Below are 16055 nucleotides of genomic sequence, written 5' to 3'. Positions count from 1 at the left end.
TCTCGTCGGTGTGTGCGGTCAGGGTGCGCCGACGCGCCGCGCGGGGGCCACTCGCGTTGCCGGGGCGGCAAAAAGCAGGCGGAGGGCCGCACGGCGGGCGAGTCGACCCGGGCTCGCCCCGCGGTGTTATGTAGGTGTATGAGGGAATCCTCCGGCCCGTCTCGGACCCCTTCGTCTCCCCCGCCCACTGACGGCACACGGGCTCAGCGCCTTTCCGTACTCAGCCCGCGCAGTACGGCGGGGCAGGTGTTCCTTCTCCAGATCGCGGTCGTGGTGCTGGTCGTCCTGGCCGCCACGGCCTCCGTCATCCTGCAGGCGTCGTGGGACGCCCTCAGGCAGGGGCGCCGCGAGTCGGTCGTGGCCGCCCAGTCCTTCGCCGCCGCCCCCGGCGTGCGGCAGGCCCTGCGCAGCCCGGACCCCACCGCGGTACTGCAGCCGTGGGCGGAGGAGGCGCGGAAGAAGGCGGGCGTCGACTTCATAGTCGTCATGAACACCCAGGGGATCCGCTACACGTACCCCTACCCGCGGGAGATCGGGAAGAAGTTCGTCGGCAACATCGGGCCGGCGCTGCAGGGCCGTACCGTCGTCGAGCAGGCCGGCGGGCCGCCCCTGCCCCAGAGCGGCGGGACGGCGGTGCAGGCGGTGGTCCCGGTGACCGACGCGCGCGGCTCCGTCGTCGGCCTGGTCTCCGCCGGGATCACCGTCAGGAACGTGGCCAGGCTGTGGACGCCCCAGCTGCCGATCATCTTCGCCGCCGGCGTGGCCGCGCTGGGGTTGGCCGCGACGGGGACGACCCTGGTGGCCCGGCGGCTGCTGCGGCAGACGCGCGGCCTGGCCCCGCTGGAGCTGGCACGGCTGTACGAGCATCACGACGCCGTGCTGCACGCGGTGCGGGAAGGGGTGCTGATCACCGGCGAGGACGGCCGGCTGCTGCTCGCCAACGACGAGGCCAGGCGCCTGCTGGGCCTGCCCGCCGACGCGCAGGGGCGGCACGTGGCGGAGCTGGGGCTCCCCGAGCGGATGACGCGTCTGCTCATGTCCTGCGACGCGGTCACCGACGAGGTCCTCCCCGCGCTGGACCGGCTGCTGGTGGTGAACAAGCGGCCCACCTTCCCGGACGCGGACCACGCGGGCAGCGTGGTGACGCTGCGGGACACCACGGAGCTGGCGAAGGTCTCGGGGCGGGCCGAGGTGGCCCTGGGGCAGCTGAAGCTGCTGTACGAGGCGGGGGTGCGGATAGGGACGACGCTGGACGTGGAGCGTACGGCCCGGGAGCTCGTCGAGGTGGCGGCGCCCCGGTTCGCCGACGTCGTCATGGTGGACCTGGTGGACGCGGTGACGCGGGGGTGGGAGCCGACGGCGGAGGGATGGCGGCATCTGCGACGTACGGCGGTCGGCGGGGACCGGCGGACGCTGCCGCTGTACCCCGAGGGCCAGGTGATCACGTTCGCGCCGGACACCCCGCAGATGCTGGCGCTGCGGGAGGGCCGGGGCGTGCTGGAGGCGGACCTGCGGCAGGCCCGCGCCTGGCGGGAACAGGATCCCGAGCGCGCCCGCAGGGCCCTGGACCTCGGACTGCGCTCGCTGGTGACCGTGCCGCTGCGGGCCCGCGGCGTGCCCCTGGGCCTGGCGCACTTCTACCGCACGGACCGCTCCCCCGCGTTCGAGCCGGAGGACGTGGCCTTCGCTGAGGAGCTGGCCGCGCGGGCCGCGGTGGCCCTCGACAATGCCCGGAGGTTCACCCGCGAGCACGCCATGACGGTGACGCTGCAGCGCAGCCTGCTGCCGCGGGGACAGCCGGAGCAGGACGCACTGGAGGTGGCCTGGCGGTACGTGCCGTCGGAGGCGGGGGTGGGCGGGGACTGGTTCGACGTCATCCCGATGCCGGGCTCGCGCGTGGCGCTGGTGATGGGCGACGTCGTCGGCCACGGGCTGCACGCGGCGGCGACGATGGGGCGGCTGCGCACCGCGGTGCACAACTTCTCCACCCTCGACCTCCCCGTGGACGAGGTGCTCGGGAACCTGGACGACCTGGTCGTCCGCCTGGACGACGAGAACGACGAGAACGACGAGAACGGGGACGGCCGCGCCCCGGACGGCCGGCAGACGGAGGACGTGACCGGAGCGACGTGCCTGTACGCGATCTACGATCCGGTGACGGGGATCTGCACGATGGCCCGCGCGGGGCATCCCTGCCCCATGGTGGTGAACCCGGACGGGACCGTCACCCGCCCCGACGTGCCGGCCTCGCCCCCGCTCGGCCTGGGCGGCTACCCCGTCGAGACCGCCGAGCTGCACCTGCCGGAGGGGTCCCAGCTGGTCCTGTTCACCGACGGACTGGTCAAGCAGGCCGGCCGCGACATCGACGACGGGCTGGACAGGCTCTGCCGGGCACTGGCCTGCACAGAGGGGCGCACCGCGGAGGAGACGTGCCAGGCGGTGATCGACGAGCTGAAGCCGGCCCACCTCTGCGACGACATCGCCCTGCTGGCGGCGCGCACCCGGCGGGTTCCGCCGTCGCGGGTCGCCGAGTGGACCGTGCCCCCGGACACGGCCGCGGTGCCCGCCGTGCGGGCCGAGTGCCGCCGGGTGCTGGAAGGGTGGGGGCTGGAGGAGACGGCCACCACCACGGAACTGATCCTGAGCGAGCTGGTCACGAACGCGATCAGGTACGGGTCGCCCCCGGTGACGGTGCGCCTGCTCCGCGGCCGCTGTCTGATCTGCGAGGTGGCGGACGGCAGCAGCACCTCGCCGCGGCTGCGGCGGGCGGAGACCACGGACGAGGGCGGGCGGGGTCTGTTCCTCGTCGCGCAGTTCGCCGAGCGGTGGGGGACGCGGTACACGCCCCGCGGCAAGGTGATCTGGGCCGAGCAGCTCCTGCACGAGGAGGTGCCCGGTCCCGTGAGCCAGTTGCCGGTCGACGTCCTCCTGGAACAGTTCGGCGATCAAGCGCTGTGAGCACGGCGGCGCGGAACGGTGCGCCCCGTCGGACTCCGGCTCCGTCGGAGCGACAAGTGACGGCTTCCGGCGCACAGTGAGAGGAGCACGACTCTCATCGGGAGGCCGCCGTGATCACCCTCGGCATCATCCTGCTCGTCCTGGGTTTCGTCTTCGGGATCTCCATCCTGTGGACGATCGGCATCATCCTCGTCGTGATCGGCGCCGTTCTGTGGATCGCGGGCGCCCTGGGTCACGCGGTCGGGGGGCGCCGCCATTACTGGTGACCGTCGGACGGTCCTGCACGGCCCCGGCCTCCATAGGGCCGCGTGGTCCTTCCCCGGCCGACGGGCACGGCGGCCGCCGCACACGGGCGTACCGCCGCCGTGCCCACGGACTTCACCCGGTTGTCCGCCGGACGACGCGTCACCGGCGCCGTTGGGCGGGGCCGCCGCGTGTCCTCGGCCGCCGGCGGGGCACGGGCGCCGCGACCGTGGGTTCAGCTGTCCGCGCCTCTGCGGTAGGCCCGCACCGTGAACACCGGGTCGGGGCGGGGCCGGTCCTGGTCGGGCAGGGCCGCCAGCCTGACGGCGTAGTCCTCGGCGAGCGGCCCGCCGGGCGGCAGCGTCACGAACCAGCCGCGCCTGAGGTCGGCGATGGTGCTGCGGGGGCTGCGCCCCTGGCCCAGGCCGGGGAAGCGGGCCTGCCCGGCCGGCACCAGGCCGTGCGCGGCGGCGTACCCGGTGACGGCCGCGGCGGCGTCCCGGACCGGGCTGCGCGGCCGGGAGGCGAGCACGACGTCGATGTCGCTGCCCACGTTGTGCGCGGCGGCCTTGTCGACGGTGGTGACGTACACGCCCCCGGGCCTGAGCACCCGGGCGCACTCGGCGACGATGGCCTCCGCGTCCGCGGGGCCGGGCGCGAGGTGCAGCAGCCACACACTGGTGACGGCGTCGAAGCGGCCGTCGGGGAAGGGCAGGCGGCGGGCGTCGGCGAGGACGACGGCGCCGGGCAGGCGGGCGGCCGCCTGCCGGGCCATCGCCGGAGCCCGGTCGGCGCCGGTCACCCGCAGGCCGGGGCGGGCCGCGGCCAGCCGCCGGGTCACGATGCCGGTGCCGCAGCCGACGTCGAGCAGGCTGCCGGCCCGGGACGGCAGGAGGCCGAGAAGAGCCCGCGCGGCGGCCTCGGCCCTGGGCTCACCGCCCCGCGCGGCATCGTAGTGCTCCGCTTCCTTCTCGTAGTCCAGCACGGCTCCCCCTGCGTCCGTCCGGCACGGGTGGCCGCCCGTGCGCGTGCTCCGGTGCGGCGGCCCCCGTCCCGCCGCGGTTCAGCGCGCCCCGTGCCCCGGTGCCAGGTCGCGCACCCTGCGGGCGAGTTCGAAGTCCTTCTCGGTGATCGCACCGCCGGCGCAGTGCGTGTTCACGCTGAGGGAGACGGTGTGGTAGCCGAGGGTCAGGTCGGAGTGGTGGTCGAGTTCCTCCTGGACCTGGGAGATGTGCACGACCATCGCCGTCGCCGCGAAGTGGGAGGGCAGCCGGTACGAGCGGGTCAGGCGGTCGCCGTCGAGGGACCAGCCCGGCAGGTCGGCCAGCCGCTCCTCGATCTGCTGCTGCGACAACGGTTCGACGGGCATGGGATCGACCCCTTCCTGGTGACGCGGTCGAGTTCAGAGTGCCACAGGAAGGCCGTCGCGTCCCTGGTCAGGGAAGCTGCCCGGGGGTGCGGAGGCAGGCGGCCGGAGCGGGTCGCCCGCGGCTCGTTCCGGCGCCCCGTGCGCCCCTCCTCGGCTACGGTCGACCGTATGACCTCTGTCGTGTCCGCGTCCGGTGCCGCAGCGTCCGCGGTCCCCGAACCGTCCACCACCGTGCCGCAGGCCTCCGCGCCCGCGGGCGCGGCCCGGGGAGCCGGGCCGCTGCTGCGGGCGTGGCGGGAGCGACGCCGGGTCAGTCAGCTGGAGCTCGCGTCGCGGGCCGGCTCGTCGGCCCGGCACATCAGTTTCATCGAGACGGGCCGCTCACGGCCCAGCGAGGAGATGGTGCTGCGGCTGGCGGAGCACCTGCACGTGCCGATGCGGGAGCGCAACGCCCTGCTGCTGGCGGCCGGTTACGCCCCGCACTATCCGGAGACCCCGCTGGACGACCCGTCCCTTGACGCGCTGCGGGAGGGCCTGGAGCGGCTGATCCAGGGCTACGAGCCCTATCCGGCGCTGGTGGTGGACGCCACGTACGGCGTGGTGACGGCGAACCGGGGCATCGCGATGCTGCTGGAGGGCGTCGCGGAGTCGCTGCTCGTGCCGCCGCTGAACGCGATGCGGCTGACGCTGCACCCGCGGGGGCTCGCGCCGCGCATCCGCAACCTGCGGGAGTGGCGCGGGCATCTGCTGGCGCAGATGGAGCGGCAGATCGCGCTGCACCGCTCGCGGGAGCTGCGCGCGCTGTACGAGGAGGTGGCGGCGTACCCGGTGCCCCGGACCGGCGGCGACGGCCAGGTGGCCGGGGGCGTGCCGTACGTGGCGCTGCCCCTGCGGATCGAGCACGGGGGCCGGGTGCTGTCGTTCGTCTCCTCGATCTCCACCTTCAACACCCCGATGGATGTCACGGTGGCGGAACTGGCGATCGAGACGTTCCTGCCCGCCGACCCGGCGACGGCCAAGTACCTGCACACGGCGGCGGGGTGAGAGGGACCGATGCCGGCCGCACCGGTGGGCGTCGCACCGGTATGCGCCACGCGCGCCCCGTGACACACTGATCACGGGGTGTCGACGGCGAAAGCGTGCGGCGGGCGGTGAGGCGTGGGGTGAGTGAGCGGCGGGCCGCGCCCACGGTGGGCCAGGTGGTGCTCGGCAGGAGGCTCCAGGAGTTGCGGGAGGCGGCCGGCCTCGGGCGCGAGGAGGCGGCTCGGGTGCTGCGTGTGGCGCCCGCGACGGTGCGGCGGATGGAGATGGCCGAGGTCTCGCTGAAGATCCCCTACGTGCAGATGCTGCTGTCGGCGTACGGGGTCCGCGGCGAGGAGGCCGCTGCCTTCGTGACGCTGGTGGAGGACGCGAACCGGCCGGGCTGGTGGCAGCGGTACCACGACGTGCTGCCGGAGTGGTTCAGCCTGTACGTGAGTCTGGAGGGCGCCGCCCGGCTGATCCGGTCCTACGAGCCGCACTTCGTGCCCGGGCTGCTGCAGACCGAGGAGTACGCGCGGGCGGTGCTGGAGAGCGGGACGGCGGGGCGCGGCGGCCCGGAGGCGGTGGAGCGGCACGTGTCCCTGCGCATGGCCCGGCAGCGGCTGCTGGAGCGGCAGGGTCCGCCGCACCTGTGGGTGATGGTGGACGAGACGGTGCTGGCGCGCCCGGTGAGCGCGGGCGGCCGGGTGATGCGCGGCCAGCTGGAAAAGCTGCTGGAGTACGCGGTCCGGGATCGCGTCACGCTGCAGGTGGCCGAGTTCGCGGCCGGGCCGCACCCGGGGACGTACGCGCCGTTCTCGCTGTTCCGTTTCGCCGAGCCGGAGCTGCCCGACCTCGTCTACACGGAGTACCTGACCGGCGCGCTGTACCTGGACTCACGCACGGAGATCTCCACGCATCTCGAGGTGCTGGACCACATGACGGCCCGCGCCGCGTCGCCGCGGCGCACGCTGGAGATCCTGCGGGAGTACCGCGACCGGTACTGAAAGGGCCGGAGAGCGGGCCCGGCGGGCGGCGCCGGGCCCGGCAGGTTCAGGCGGCTCCGCCCTTGGCGTCCCGGTCGTCGTCGACGATCTCCGCGTCGACGACGCCGTCCTCACCGTGCGCCGTGTTGTGCCGCCCGGTGTCCTCCGCGCGGGGGCCGGTGTCCTCGGGCCGGTCCTGGGGGGCCTGGGCGTACATCGCCTGGCCCATCTTCTGGCTGACGCCGGCGAGGTGCTCGACGGCCGTCCGCAGGGAACCGGTGTCTCCGTTGCGCTCCAGTTGGCTCCTGACCTCCGCGGTCGCCGCCTCCACCTCGCTCCTGACGTCCCCGGGGATCCGGTCGGGGTTGTCGCGCAGGAACCTCTCGGTCTGGTAGACGAGTTGCTCGGCCTGGTTGCGGGTCTCGGCCTCCTCGCGGCGCCGGCGGTCCTCCTCGGCGTACTGCTCGGCCTCCCGCATCATGCGGTCGATGTCGTCCTTGGGCAGCGCCGAGCCGCCGGTGACGGTCATCTTCTGCTCGCGTCCGGTCGCCAGGTCCTTGGCGGAGACGTGCATGATGCCGTTGGCGTCGATGTCGAAGGCGACCTCGATCTGCGGGACGCCGCGCGGCGAGGGCGGCAGGCCGGTCAGGTCGAAGACGCCGAGCTTCTTGTTGTACGCGGCGATCTCGCGTTCGCCCTGGTACACCTGGATGCCGACCGAGGGCTGGTTGTCGGTGGCCGTGGTGAAGATCTCCGAACGCCGGGTGGGGATGGTCGTGTTGCGTTCGATCAGCTTGGTCATGATGCCGCCCTTGGTCTCGATGCCGAGGGACAGCGGGGTGACGTCGAGCAGGAGGACGTCCTTGACGTCGCCGCGGATGACACCGGCCTGGAGGGCGGCGCCCACGGCGACGACCTCGTCGGGGTTGACGCCCTTGTGCGGGTCCTTGCCGGTGAGGTCCTTGACCAGGTCGGTGACCGCGGGCATGCGGGTGGAGCCGCCGACGAGGATCACGTGGTCGACGGCGGACAGCTTGACGCCGGCGTCCTTGACGGCCTGGTGGAAGGGCTGCCTGCAGCGGTCGAGCAGGTCCGCGGTGAGCTCCTGGAACTGGGCGCGGGTCAGCTTCTCGTCGAGGTGGAGCGGGCCCTCGGCGGAGGCGGTGATGTAGGGCAGGTTGACGGTGGTCTCGGAGGACGAGGACAGCTCGATCTTGGCCTTCTCCGCGGCCTCGCGCAGTCGTTGCAGCGCCATGTTGTCCCGGTCCAGGTCGACGCCGTACTGGCCCTTGAACCGTTTGACGAGGTACTCGACGACCCGCTGGTCCCAGTCGTCGCCGCCGAGGTGGGTGTCGCCGTTGGTGGCCTTGACCTCGATGACCCCTTCGCCGATCTCCAGCAGGGAGACGTCGAAGGTGCCGCCGCCGAGGTCGAAGACGAGGACGGTCTGCTCCTCGCCGCGGTCGAGACCGTAGGCGAGGGCGGCGGCGGTCGGCTCGTTGATGATACGGAGCACGTTCAGGCCGGCGATCTCACCGGCCTCCTTCGTCGCCTGGCGCTGGGCGTCGTCGAAGTAGGCGGGGACGGTGATCACCGCGTCGGTGACGTCCTCGCCGAGGTAGGACTCCGCGTCCCGCTTCAGCTTCTGCAGCACGCGCGCCGACAGCTCCTGCGCCCGGTAGCGGGTGCCGTCGACGGAGCCGTGCTCGGGGAAGCGCCAGTGCGCGTCGCCCATGTGCCGCTTGACGGAGCGCGCGGTGCGCTCCACGTTCGTCACGGCCTGCCGTTTGGCGACCTCGCCGACGAGCACCTCGCCGTTCTTGGCGAACGCCACGACCGAGGGCGTGGTCCGCGCGCCCTCGGCGTTGGCGACGACGGTGGGCTCGCCGCCCTCCAGGACGGCCACCACCGAGTTCGTCGTCCCCAGATCGATCCCGACCGCGCGTGCCATCTTCGGCCCCTTCCGGCAGCGGACACATCCCCCTTATCAGCACAGAACCGGGGACGGTCGTTGTCAATGCGGGGAACCGGCCGGGACGGAAAGACCCGGGCCGGGCGCGACCGGAAAACGGCCCGGCCGCGCCCGAGCGGGGCCGGGCGCGGCGGGCAGACCGCTCGTGCCGCGCCACCGGGGACGGGGCCCGGCACCGCGGACGGAGGTCAGGCGAGCTTCGCCGACAGGGTGATCTTCGTGCCCGCCAGGGCCTGGCTGACCGGGCAGTTCTTCTTGGCGTCCTCGGCGGCGGCGACGAACGCGTCGTTGTCGATGCCGGGGACGGCGCCCTCGACGGTGAGGTGGATCCCGGTGATGCCCTCACCCGGCTGGAAGTCCACGTCGGCCCTGGTCTCGAGCTTGGTGGGCGGGGTGCCGGCGCCGGCCAGGCCGTGCGACAGCGCCATGGAGAAACAGCTGGAGTGGGCGGCGGCGATCAGTTCCTCGGGGCTGGTCCTGCCGTTCGCCTGCTCGGCGCGCGACGCCCAGGTCACCGGCTGCTGGCCGATGCCGGAGGAGTCGAAGGTGACGACGCCGTTGCCCTCGAGCAGGTTGCCTTCCCAGACGGTGTGAGCGGTGCGCGTGGTTGCCACGGTGCATCCTTCCGAAATGCGGCTGTGTCCTGACGCGGCAATCCCGTTGCCGGGTCGCCGGGACCCATCCGATCACATTCCGGCCCGGCGCACGCGGCAGACCGGTGGCGCGTTGCGGGCGCGCGTCCGGCGGACCGATGGCGCGTCCCGGGCGGGTTCCGGTGGAGTGTCCGGCCGCGGACGGCCCCTACGCGACCCGCCGGCCCTCCGGTTGCTGGAGCGGCACCTGCGGTCCGTGGGACTCGCGCAGCCAGCGGCGCAGGACGCGGTGGACGTGCTCGGCGCCGACGATTTCGCCGGCCTCCGCAGCCTCCCCGGCCTCCCCGGCCTCCCCGGCCTCCCCGGCCTCCCCGGCCTCCCCGGCCTCCCCGGCCTCCGCGGCCGGCGGGGAGAGGGCGAGCGGCGACAGCAGGAACGGGCGGGTCTGGGCGCCGCCGAGACCGCCGTGGGAGCCGATCTGCTCCTCGAAGGCGAGGACCTCGCCGTCGGCGGGGTCGTGGAAGGAGTTCACCATGATGTCGGCGGCGTGCGGGAAGGAGTGCGTGCGCCGCACGGCGTCGGCGGCGCCGGGCCCGAACGGGGCGAGCGGGCCGGGATCGGCGTCGAGGTCGTCCAGCGATATCTCCGCGCCGCGCGCGCCGAGGACGACCCCGCCGTGCTCCTCGCTGCGCACGAGCAGGAAACCGACGCCGGGGTGGTTGGCGAGCGTGGCCAGCAGCGCCGGGTGACGGGCGTCGATCTCCTCCTTGCTCATGCGGTGCGGCACGTCGGGGAAGGACACCAGGCCGAGGTTGCCGGAGGCGAGCACGACCGGTTCGCTGTGCCGGCCGGAGGGCCGGTGGCGCTCGTGGTGCTCCTCCGGCCTGCGCAGCGCGACACGGACCGCGGCCCGCGCCTCGGCGCCGCTCCGGGTGTGCTCGGCGCGGCGCGGGACGGGCAGTCCGCAGCCCGCCCGGACCAGGTCGCCCAGGGTGAGGCCGTACCGGGAGCGGAACGTCTCGCCGGGGCTCTGGCCGTGGTCGGACAGGACGACGATCCGGTAGGGGCGGGGGGCGTTGTCGGCGGCCTTCTCGATCAGTGCGAGGGCGCGGTCCAGGCGGTGCAGCACCTTCGCGGCGTCCCGGCTGCGCGGCCCGGAGTGGTGGGCCACCTCGTCGTAGGCGACGAGGTCGGCGTAGACGGCGCTGCGCCCGCCGAGCAGATCGCCCATGACCGCGGCGACGACGACGTCCCGTTCGACGACGGTGGCGAAGGCCCGCACGAGGGGGTAGAGGCCGCCACGGCCGACGCGCGGACGCTGCCTGCGGATCCGGGCCTGGACGGACTGGCCGATCTCGCGGCCGACCTCGGCGGCGAAGGACAGCGCGGTGCGCACGGCGTTGGCGGGGTCGGAGAAGTAGGCGAAGTAGCCCGCGCGTGAGCGGTTCTCGCGGCCGCGGCGCGCGGAGACCGACAGCACGAGCGCGAGTTCGCCGGCGCCGCCGCTGAACAGGTTGCCGCGGCTGGCCCCGTCGACGGTGAGCAGCCCGCCGTCGCCGGTGTGTGCCACGGCACGGCGCTGGAGTTCGACGGCGCCGGAGGGACGGTTGCAGACCATCACCTCGCCGGTGTCCTTCTCGTACCAGCGGAAGGCGGGGACGTCGTGGTTGGAGCCGTGCAGGATGCCGAGCTGGCTGGCGCCGGTCTGGCTGGACCAGTCGGTGCGCCAGGGGGTGAGCCGGTGGGTGGGCCGGCCGCCCGGGTCGGTGCCCAGCCAGCGGGCGACGGTCGGCATCAGGCCCTGGCCGACCGCGTCCAACAGGACGTCGTGACCCACACCGTCGAGCTGCACGAAGACGGTGCCGGGCGTGGACGGGCCGGACGGCTGCCGTCTTCGCCGGCGGTCGGCGAGCCGGTAGAGCCGGCGCCGGTAGGCGTCGTCGTCCCGTACGGCGAGGGCGGCGCCGGTGGCCGAGGCGACCGCGGACATCACGGCGGCGACGATGACGGCGGTCTCGGGTGCGGCCTCCGGCCGGCCGGAGGGGCTGACGCGCAGGGCGAGCAGCAGCAGCGAGCCGTTGAGGAAGAACACCAGCAGCCCGAGGACGAGCGCGGGCACCAGGAGCAGCAGCCGGACCAGCAGCGGCCAGACGAGGGCCGACAGCAGACCGAAGGCGCCCGCGCCGAGCGCGGCGGTGACGGCGATGCGGGTGGCGCTGTCGCCGCCGGGGGACTGCAACTGGAAGTCCGGCAGGACGCCGGCGAGGAGGAGCAGGGTGAGGGTGGAGACGACCCACACCGTGAGGCTCCGCCCGACCTGACTGGCGACTGCGCGCCACCGCCCGCCCCGCACGACCCTCACACCTCACGTCCCGGCCCGTCACCGGTGGGCCTCGCCCCACCCTGTCACACGCGGCGGGGGGAGCCGCTACCGGCCGTCGTAGCCGGCCGTCGGCATGGACAGCCGCCGGTGCACCCGGGCCATCATCTGCGCGTCGTAGGAGGGTTCGGCCTGCCCCACCGTCTCCACGCGCACGCCCCGGCGCGCGCACTCGGCGGTGAACTCCTCCACGGAGGACAGCGCCTTCTCCAGCACGCGGTGGCTGGGGGCGACGAACAGGTCGACGCCGGGACGCATCCCGTCCCACAGGGCGCAGTGGTCGGGCCGCAGCCGGCGGACCAGCAGTTCCCGTGCGACGACGTACCCGTGCTCGGCGGCCCACCGCGCGCACATGGCGTGCTGGCTGCGCGAGTCGACCAGGAAGGGGTCGTCGTGCAGTTCCTCCAGGGGTGTCAGGCTCGCGATCGCGGTGACACGTACCCCTGCGGCGGCGTCCCCGTCCCGGGCACCCGGTGCTCTCCCCATGGCGTCCCCTCACTGCCGGGTTCCAGCCGCCGACCCTACCGCTGGACGTAGGCTCTGGGGAGTCGCGCGAAGGAGGAAACGGAGTGCCGGTGGAGATCACGTGGTGGGGTCACGCCACCTGCACCGTCGAGGACTCGAACGTGCGCGTCCTCACCGATCCACTGTTCGCGCGCCGGCTCGCGCACCTGCGGCGCCGGCGCGGCGCCCTGCCCCCGCCGGACGCCTGGGACGCGGACGTGGTGCTTGTGTCGCACCTGCACGCCGACCACCTGCACGTGCCCTCGCTGGCCCGGCTCGCCCCGGGTACGCCCCTGTTCGTACCCCGGGGCGCACCGCGTTCCGTGCCGGGGCTGCGCCGGCTGGACCGGCTGCGGATGACCGAGGTCGCGCCGGGCGACCGCGTCGACGTGGGCGGTCTCGTCGTGCGGGTGGTGCCCGCGGAGCACGACGGGCGGCGGCTGCCCGTCGGGCCGCGCCGCTCCCCCGCGCTGGGCTACGTCGTCGAGGGCGAGGCCCGTACGTACTTCGCCGGGGACACCGGCCTGTTCGAGTCGATGGCGCGGGAGGTCGGTCCGGTCGACGCGGCGCTGCTGCCGGTGGGCGGATGGGGGCCGTACCTCGGCGAGGGTCACCTCGACGCGGGCCGGGCGGCGCGGGCCCTGGCGCGGCTGGAGCCGTACATGGCGGTGCCGGTGCACTACGGCACGTACTGGCCGATCGGGATGGACGCCGTGCGCCCGCACGAATTCCACGCGCCGGGCGAGGAGTTCGTGCGCCTGGCGGCGCGTCACGCGCCGGCGGTGCGGGTGCACCGGCTCGGGCACGGGCAGAGCGTCCGTCTGGAGGTCGCCCGGTGACGTGGCTCGCCACCGTCGTGACGACGGTCGTGCCGCCGGTGTCGACGCAGCGGGCGGTGGGGTATCCGTCGCTGTTCCTGCTGGTGCTGATCGGTGCGCTGGTCCCGGTGGTGCCGACCGGGGCGCTGGTCAGCTCGGCGGCGGTGGTCGCCTTCCACCAGGCGGCGCCGCTGTCGATGCTGCTGGTCTTCCTCACGGCCGCGCTGGCCGCGTTCCTCGGCGACGCGACGCTGTACTGGCTGGGGCAGCGCGGGATGCGCTCGAAGAACGGGTCCCGGTGGCTGGAGGCGATACGGGACCGCGCGCCGGAGGACCGGCTGCAACAGGCCCAGGACAAGCTCGCCAGGCACGGGGTGACGGTGCTGGTGCTGTCCCGGCTGGTGCCGGCCGGCCGCATACCGGTGATGCTGGCGTGCCTGCTGGCGAAGTGGCCGCTGCGCCGCTTCTCCCGCGGCAACCTCCCGGCCTGCCTGGCCTGGGCCCTGACGTACGAGCTGATCGGCGTCCTCGGCGGCTCGCTGTTCACCGAGCCGTGGGAGGGCGTGGTGGCCGCGGTCGTCCTGACGGTGCTGGTCGGTGCGGCCCCGGGTCTGTGGCGCCGGGTGCGGGGGTCGTCGCCGGTGCACCGGTCGAGCTGACACGCCTGGCCGCGGGCGCCCGGTTCCGTCCGTCCCGGGACCCGGGGCGGCGGCCCCGGTCACCCGGGGGCGGGCCACCACCGCGCCGGGCCTCAGTCCAGCACCCGGGACCCGCCCACGGGCAGGTCCCACAGGTCCTCACGGGGCAGGCCCGCGTTCTGCCAGGCGGCCCGTACGCGCGTGAGCGGTTCCAGGACCGGCTCGGCGGAGAGGACGAACGTGCCCCAGTGCATCGGGGCCATGCGGCGGGCGCCGAGGTCCTGCGCGGCCATGACCGCCTCCTCCGGGTCGCAGTGCACGTCCCTGAGCCACCACCGCGGGTCGTAGGCGCCGATGGGGAGCAGGGCCAGGTCGATGCCGGGGTAGCGGCGGCCGATGCGCGAGAACCAGTGGCCGTAGCCGGTGTCGCCGGCGAAGTAGACGCGCCGGCCGTCGGGCGCGGTCAGCACCCAGCCGCCCCACAGGCTGCGGCAGGTGTCGGTGAGGGTGCGCTTGGACCAGTGGTGCGCGGGCACGAAGTCGAAGCGGACGGCGGCGTGGCTACGACCGCCGCTTCCCGGCGAGGTTCCCGGGGCGCCGTCCCCCGCACGCAGTTCGGCGCCCTCCCACCAGTCGAGTTCGGTGACGCGGGTGAAGCGGCGGCGGTGGAACCAGCGGCCGAGCCCGGCCGGCACGAACACCGGTGTGTCGCGTGGCAGGCGGCGCAGGGTGGGGGCGTCCAGATGGTCGTAGTGGTTGTGGCTGATGACGACCGCGTCGACGGGTGGCAGCGCCTCCCAGGCGACGCCGACGGGGGTCACTCTGGCCGGGGTGCCGATGATCCGCCGGGACCACACCGGGTCGGTGAGCACGGTGAGCCCGCCGATGCGCACCACCCAGCTCGCGTGTCCCGCCCAGGTGACGGCGACGGCCCCCGCGTCCACGCGGGGCAGCGGGCCCGGTTCGTAGGGCAGGCGCGGGATGTCGGCGAGGCCCGCTCTGTCCGGCCGTACGGCGCCCTCCCGCACGAAACGGGCGTAGGCCCGCAGCCCGGGCAGCGGAGCGGTGAGACGGTCGTGGAAGGTGCGCGGCCACACCCGCCGCTCCCCCGGCGGCCGGGGGGCGGTCAGCGGCGGAGCGAGCGCTGGGGAGGCCACCGGATCGCCGGCGTCCCGGGTGGTCGTGGGCGTGATCGACTCGGACTGCTGCGTCATCGAGGAGGCTCCCATCGCTGAGCGTCGTCGCAAAGATCGTCGAAGACCGTTTTCAAGGAGGTCAACGCGCGTTGTACGGGCGGCAGTTCCAACGGTGAGGGTGACGAGAGGCATTCCTCGCGCTCCTCGTCCGTACCGCCGAGGAGTTCGGCGGTGGACAGCCGCACCCGCAGTTCGCCGAGGTCGTCGCCGAAGCGGTGGCCGCCCGGTGCCGGCATGCCGAGGCGGGCGGTGAGGAAGTCCTCCAACTCCTGCGCGTCGCCGACCTGGTGGGCGGTGAGCGCGGCGCGCAGCGGGCCGAGGTCGGCGTACAGGTGGCGGCCGGCCCGGGGCGGCCGGGCGAGCGCGCCGGAGGCGGTCACGACGGCGTACGCGGCGCGGGCCAGGCGCGCGTGCAGCCGCACGGTCGCGGTGGTGCGCGCGGTGACCGGCTCCGGTTCGTCGAGGGCGTAGGCGGCGGCCGCGGCGACGGGTTCGGCGATGCGGGCGTCGAGCGCGGTGAGGACGTCCAGCACGCGCGCGTGCAGGGCGTCCCCGGTGGCGCCCGCGGGGAAGCGGGCGACGGCCGCGGGCCAGCCGGTGGGCAGCAGCGCGCCGGCCAGGTCGGTGACGACGGTGACCCGTTCGGGCAGCATCTCGGCTGGGCTGAGCAGGACCGTCTCGTGGGGCTCGTGCACGGTGTCCCGCCAGGTCTCGTCGCTGACGAGGTGCAGCCCCTCGCCCGCGGCGGCCTCGACGGTCTCGTGCAGCACCTCCGGTGGCGCGACGGTGGCGGTGGGGTCGTCGGCGACGGACAGCACGACCAGCCGCGGATCGCCGCCCTCGGCGCGGACCCGGCGGACGGTCTCCAGAAGGACGTAGGGGTCCGGGACACCGCCGGACTCGGCGGCTGTGGCCACGTGGAAGACGGGGCGGCCCAGCAGGCGTGCGTACGGCGCCCACCAGGCGGCGCACGGCCTGGGCACCAGCACGTCGCCGCCGAGCGCGGCGGTCAGCGCGAGCAGCAGGGAGGGCGCGCCGGGCGCCGCGACCACGCGGCCGGGCCGGGTGGACAGCCCGCGCCGCGTCCAGTACCCGCAGGCGGCGTCGGTCAGCGCGGCCCCGCCGCCGATCGGGCGTTCCTCGTGGCGTCCCGCGGCGGCGACGAGCGCGGCGGACAGTTCGGGCAGCACCGGCAGGCCGTCGTCGGGGAGGGCGGGCCCGTAACGGACGGGGCCGTGGCCCTCCGGAGCCGTCCGCCGCATCGCCACCTCCGCGCAGTGCCTGGTGCCGTGTCCTGTCGCCGTCGGGCCGGGCGGTCCGTGGGGGTCCGCATCGTGCCGGGCCGGGCCGTGCGTACGGCGGGGGCCGTGCCACGGTG

General features: G+C 74.6%; 14 protein-coding genes. 6 read left to right on the top strand and 8 right to left on the bottom strand.

The genetic code is table 11. From position 1 onward, the window contains the following. The first annotated feature begins 138 nt into the window (after nucleotides 1-138). Together ACWDNY_RS01305 and ACWDNY_RS01300 are read left to right on the top strand one after the other, a co-directional pair. On the top strand, nucleotides 139-2958 hold the full coding sequence (locus ACWDNY_RS01305) for a SpoIIE family protein phosphatase (RefSeq protein ID WP_451643619.1): 2820 nt from the start codon (nucleotides 139-141) through the stop codon (nucleotides 2956-2958). A gap of 110 nt (nucleotides 2959-3068) precedes the next feature. Beyond that, nucleotides 3069-3224: a DUF6131 family protein gene (locus ACWDNY_RS01300; protein WP_451643618.1), complete on the top strand. Its 156-nt coding sequence runs from the start codon at nucleotides 3069-3071 to the stop codon at nucleotides 3222-3224. A 212-nt stretch (nucleotides 3225-3436) separates the two neighbouring features. On the opposite strand, the gene ACWDNY_RS01295 is transcribed toward ACWDNY_RS01300, so the two are convergent. Next, nucleotides 3437-4186, bottom strand: coding sequence for a class I SAM-dependent methyltransferase (locus tag ACWDNY_RS01295; protein WP_451643617.1), 750 nt, complete (start codon nucleotides 4184-4186; stop codon nucleotides 3437-3439). 78 nt (nucleotides 4187-4264) lie between these two features. After that, nucleotides 4265-4570, bottom strand: a complete 306-nt coding sequence (locus tag ACWDNY_RS01290; protein WP_451643616.1) for a 4a-hydroxytetrahydrobiopterin dehydratase — start codon at nucleotides 4568-4570, stop codon at nucleotides 4265-4267. 168 nt (nucleotides 4571-4738) lie between these two features. Between ACWDNY_RS01290 and ACWDNY_RS01285 the strand changes: the two genes are divergently transcribed. Beyond that, a complete protein-coding gene (locus ACWDNY_RS01285; RefSeq protein ID WP_451643615.1) occupies nucleotides 4739-5614 on the top strand; it encodes a helix-turn-helix domain-containing protein in 876 nt (291 codons plus the stop codon). A 119-nt stretch (nucleotides 5615-5733) separates the two neighbouring features. After that, on the top strand, nucleotides 5734-6597 hold the full coding sequence (locus ACWDNY_RS01280) for a helix-turn-helix domain-containing protein (RefSeq protein WP_451643614.1): 864 nt from the start codon (nucleotides 5734-5736) through the stop codon (nucleotides 6595-6597). A gap of 46 nt (nucleotides 6598-6643) precedes the next feature. Here ACWDNY_RS01280 and dnaK read toward each other — a convergent pair whose 3' ends face one another. The 4 genes from dnaK to ACWDNY_RS01260 all read right to left on the bottom strand — a co-directional run bounded on the left by dnaK (nucleotide 6644) and on the right by ACWDNY_RS01260 (nucleotide 12007). Then, complete coding sequence (dnaK, locus tag ACWDNY_RS01275) at nucleotides 6644-8527, bottom strand: molecular chaperone DnaK (protein ID WP_451643613.1); 1884 nt, start codon at nucleotides 8525-8527, stop codon at nucleotides 6644-6646. A 209-nt stretch (nucleotides 8528-8736) separates the two neighbouring features. Continuing rightward, a complete protein-coding gene (locus ACWDNY_RS01270; protein ID WP_451643612.1) occupies nucleotides 8737-9162 on the bottom strand; it encodes an OsmC family protein in 426 nt (141 codons plus the stop codon). A gap of 187 nt (nucleotides 9163-9349) precedes the next feature. After that, nucleotides 9350-11494 (bottom strand): phage holin family protein, encoded by a 2145-nt coding sequence (locus ACWDNY_RS01265; protein WP_451643611.1) that lies wholly within the window; start codon nucleotides 11492-11494, stop codon nucleotides 9350-9352. Between the two features lie 75 nt (nucleotides 11495-11569). Further along, entirely contained in the window at nucleotides 11570-12007 is a 438-nt protein-coding gene (locus ACWDNY_RS01260) for a hypothetical protein (RefSeq protein WP_451643610.1), read from the bottom strand. Nucleotides 12008-12090: 83 nt separating this feature from the next. On the opposite strand from ACWDNY_RS01260, the gene ACWDNY_RS01255 reads away from it, so the two are divergent. Beyond that, nucleotides 12091-12864 (top strand): MBL fold metallo-hydrolase, encoded by a 774-nt coding sequence (locus ACWDNY_RS01255; RefSeq protein ID WP_451643609.1) that lies wholly within the window; start codon nucleotides 12091-12093, stop codon nucleotides 12862-12864. Next, nucleotides 12861-13502, top strand: a complete 642-nt coding sequence (locus ACWDNY_RS01250) for a DedA family protein (RefSeq protein ID WP_451643608.1) — start codon at nucleotides 12861-12863, stop codon at nucleotides 13500-13502. The genes ACWDNY_RS01255 and ACWDNY_RS01250 overlap by 4 nt, the downstream gene beginning before the upstream one ends. Before the next feature lie 92 nt (nucleotides 13503-13594). Here ACWDNY_RS01250 and ACWDNY_RS01245 read toward each other — a convergent pair whose 3' ends face one another. Together ACWDNY_RS01245 and ACWDNY_RS01240 are read right to left on the bottom strand one after the other, a co-directional pair. Further along, nucleotides 13595-14695 (bottom strand): MBL fold metallo-hydrolase, encoded by a 1101-nt coding sequence (locus tag ACWDNY_RS01245; RefSeq protein WP_451643607.1) that lies wholly within the window; start codon nucleotides 14693-14695, stop codon nucleotides 13595-13597. Further along, nucleotides 14692-15939 (bottom strand): aminotransferase class I/II-fold pyridoxal phosphate-dependent enzyme, encoded by a 1248-nt coding sequence (locus tag ACWDNY_RS01240; protein ID WP_451643606.1) that lies wholly within the window; start codon nucleotides 15937-15939, stop codon nucleotides 14692-14694. The genes ACWDNY_RS01245 and ACWDNY_RS01240 overlap by 4 nt, the downstream gene beginning before the upstream one ends. Nucleotides 15940-16055: the final 116 nt, after the last annotated feature.

It is taken from the genome of Streptomyces sp. NPDC003697 (assembly GCF_053587115.1).
Note: the sequence above shows the minus strand (reverse complement) of the source record. Positions and strands in the feature narration are given on the sequence as shown.

Excerpts from the sequence above, each read along its gene's own strand:
- ACWDNY_RS01305 (WP_451643619.1), top strand. The coding sequence starts at position 139 with ATGAGGGAATCCTCCGGCCCGTCTCGGACCCCTTCGTCTCCCCCGCCC.
- ACWDNY_RS01290 (WP_451643616.1), bottom strand. The coding sequence starts at position 4,570 with ATGCCCGTCGAACCGTTGTCGCAGCAGCAGATCGAGGAGCGGCTGGCC.
- ACWDNY_RS01285 (WP_451643615.1), top strand. The coding sequence starts at position 4,739 with ATGACCTCTGTCGTGTCCGCGTCCGGTGCCGCAGCGTCCGCGGTCCCC.
- dnaK (WP_451643613.1), bottom strand. The coding sequence starts at position 8,527 with ATGGCACGCGCGGTCGGGATCGATCTGGGGACGACGAACTCGGTGGTG.
- ACWDNY_RS01260 (WP_451643610.1), bottom strand. The coding sequence starts at position 12,007 with ATGGGGAGAGCACCGGGTGCCCGGGACGGGGACGCCGCCGCAGGGGTA.
- ACWDNY_RS01245 (WP_451643607.1), bottom strand. The coding sequence starts at position 14,695 with ATGACGCAGCAGTCCGAGTCGATCACGCCCACGACCACCCGGGACGCC.
- ACWDNY_RS01240 (WP_451643606.1), bottom strand. The coding sequence starts at position 15,939 with ATGCGGCGGACGGCTCCGGAGGGCCACGGCCCCGTCCGTTACGGGCCC.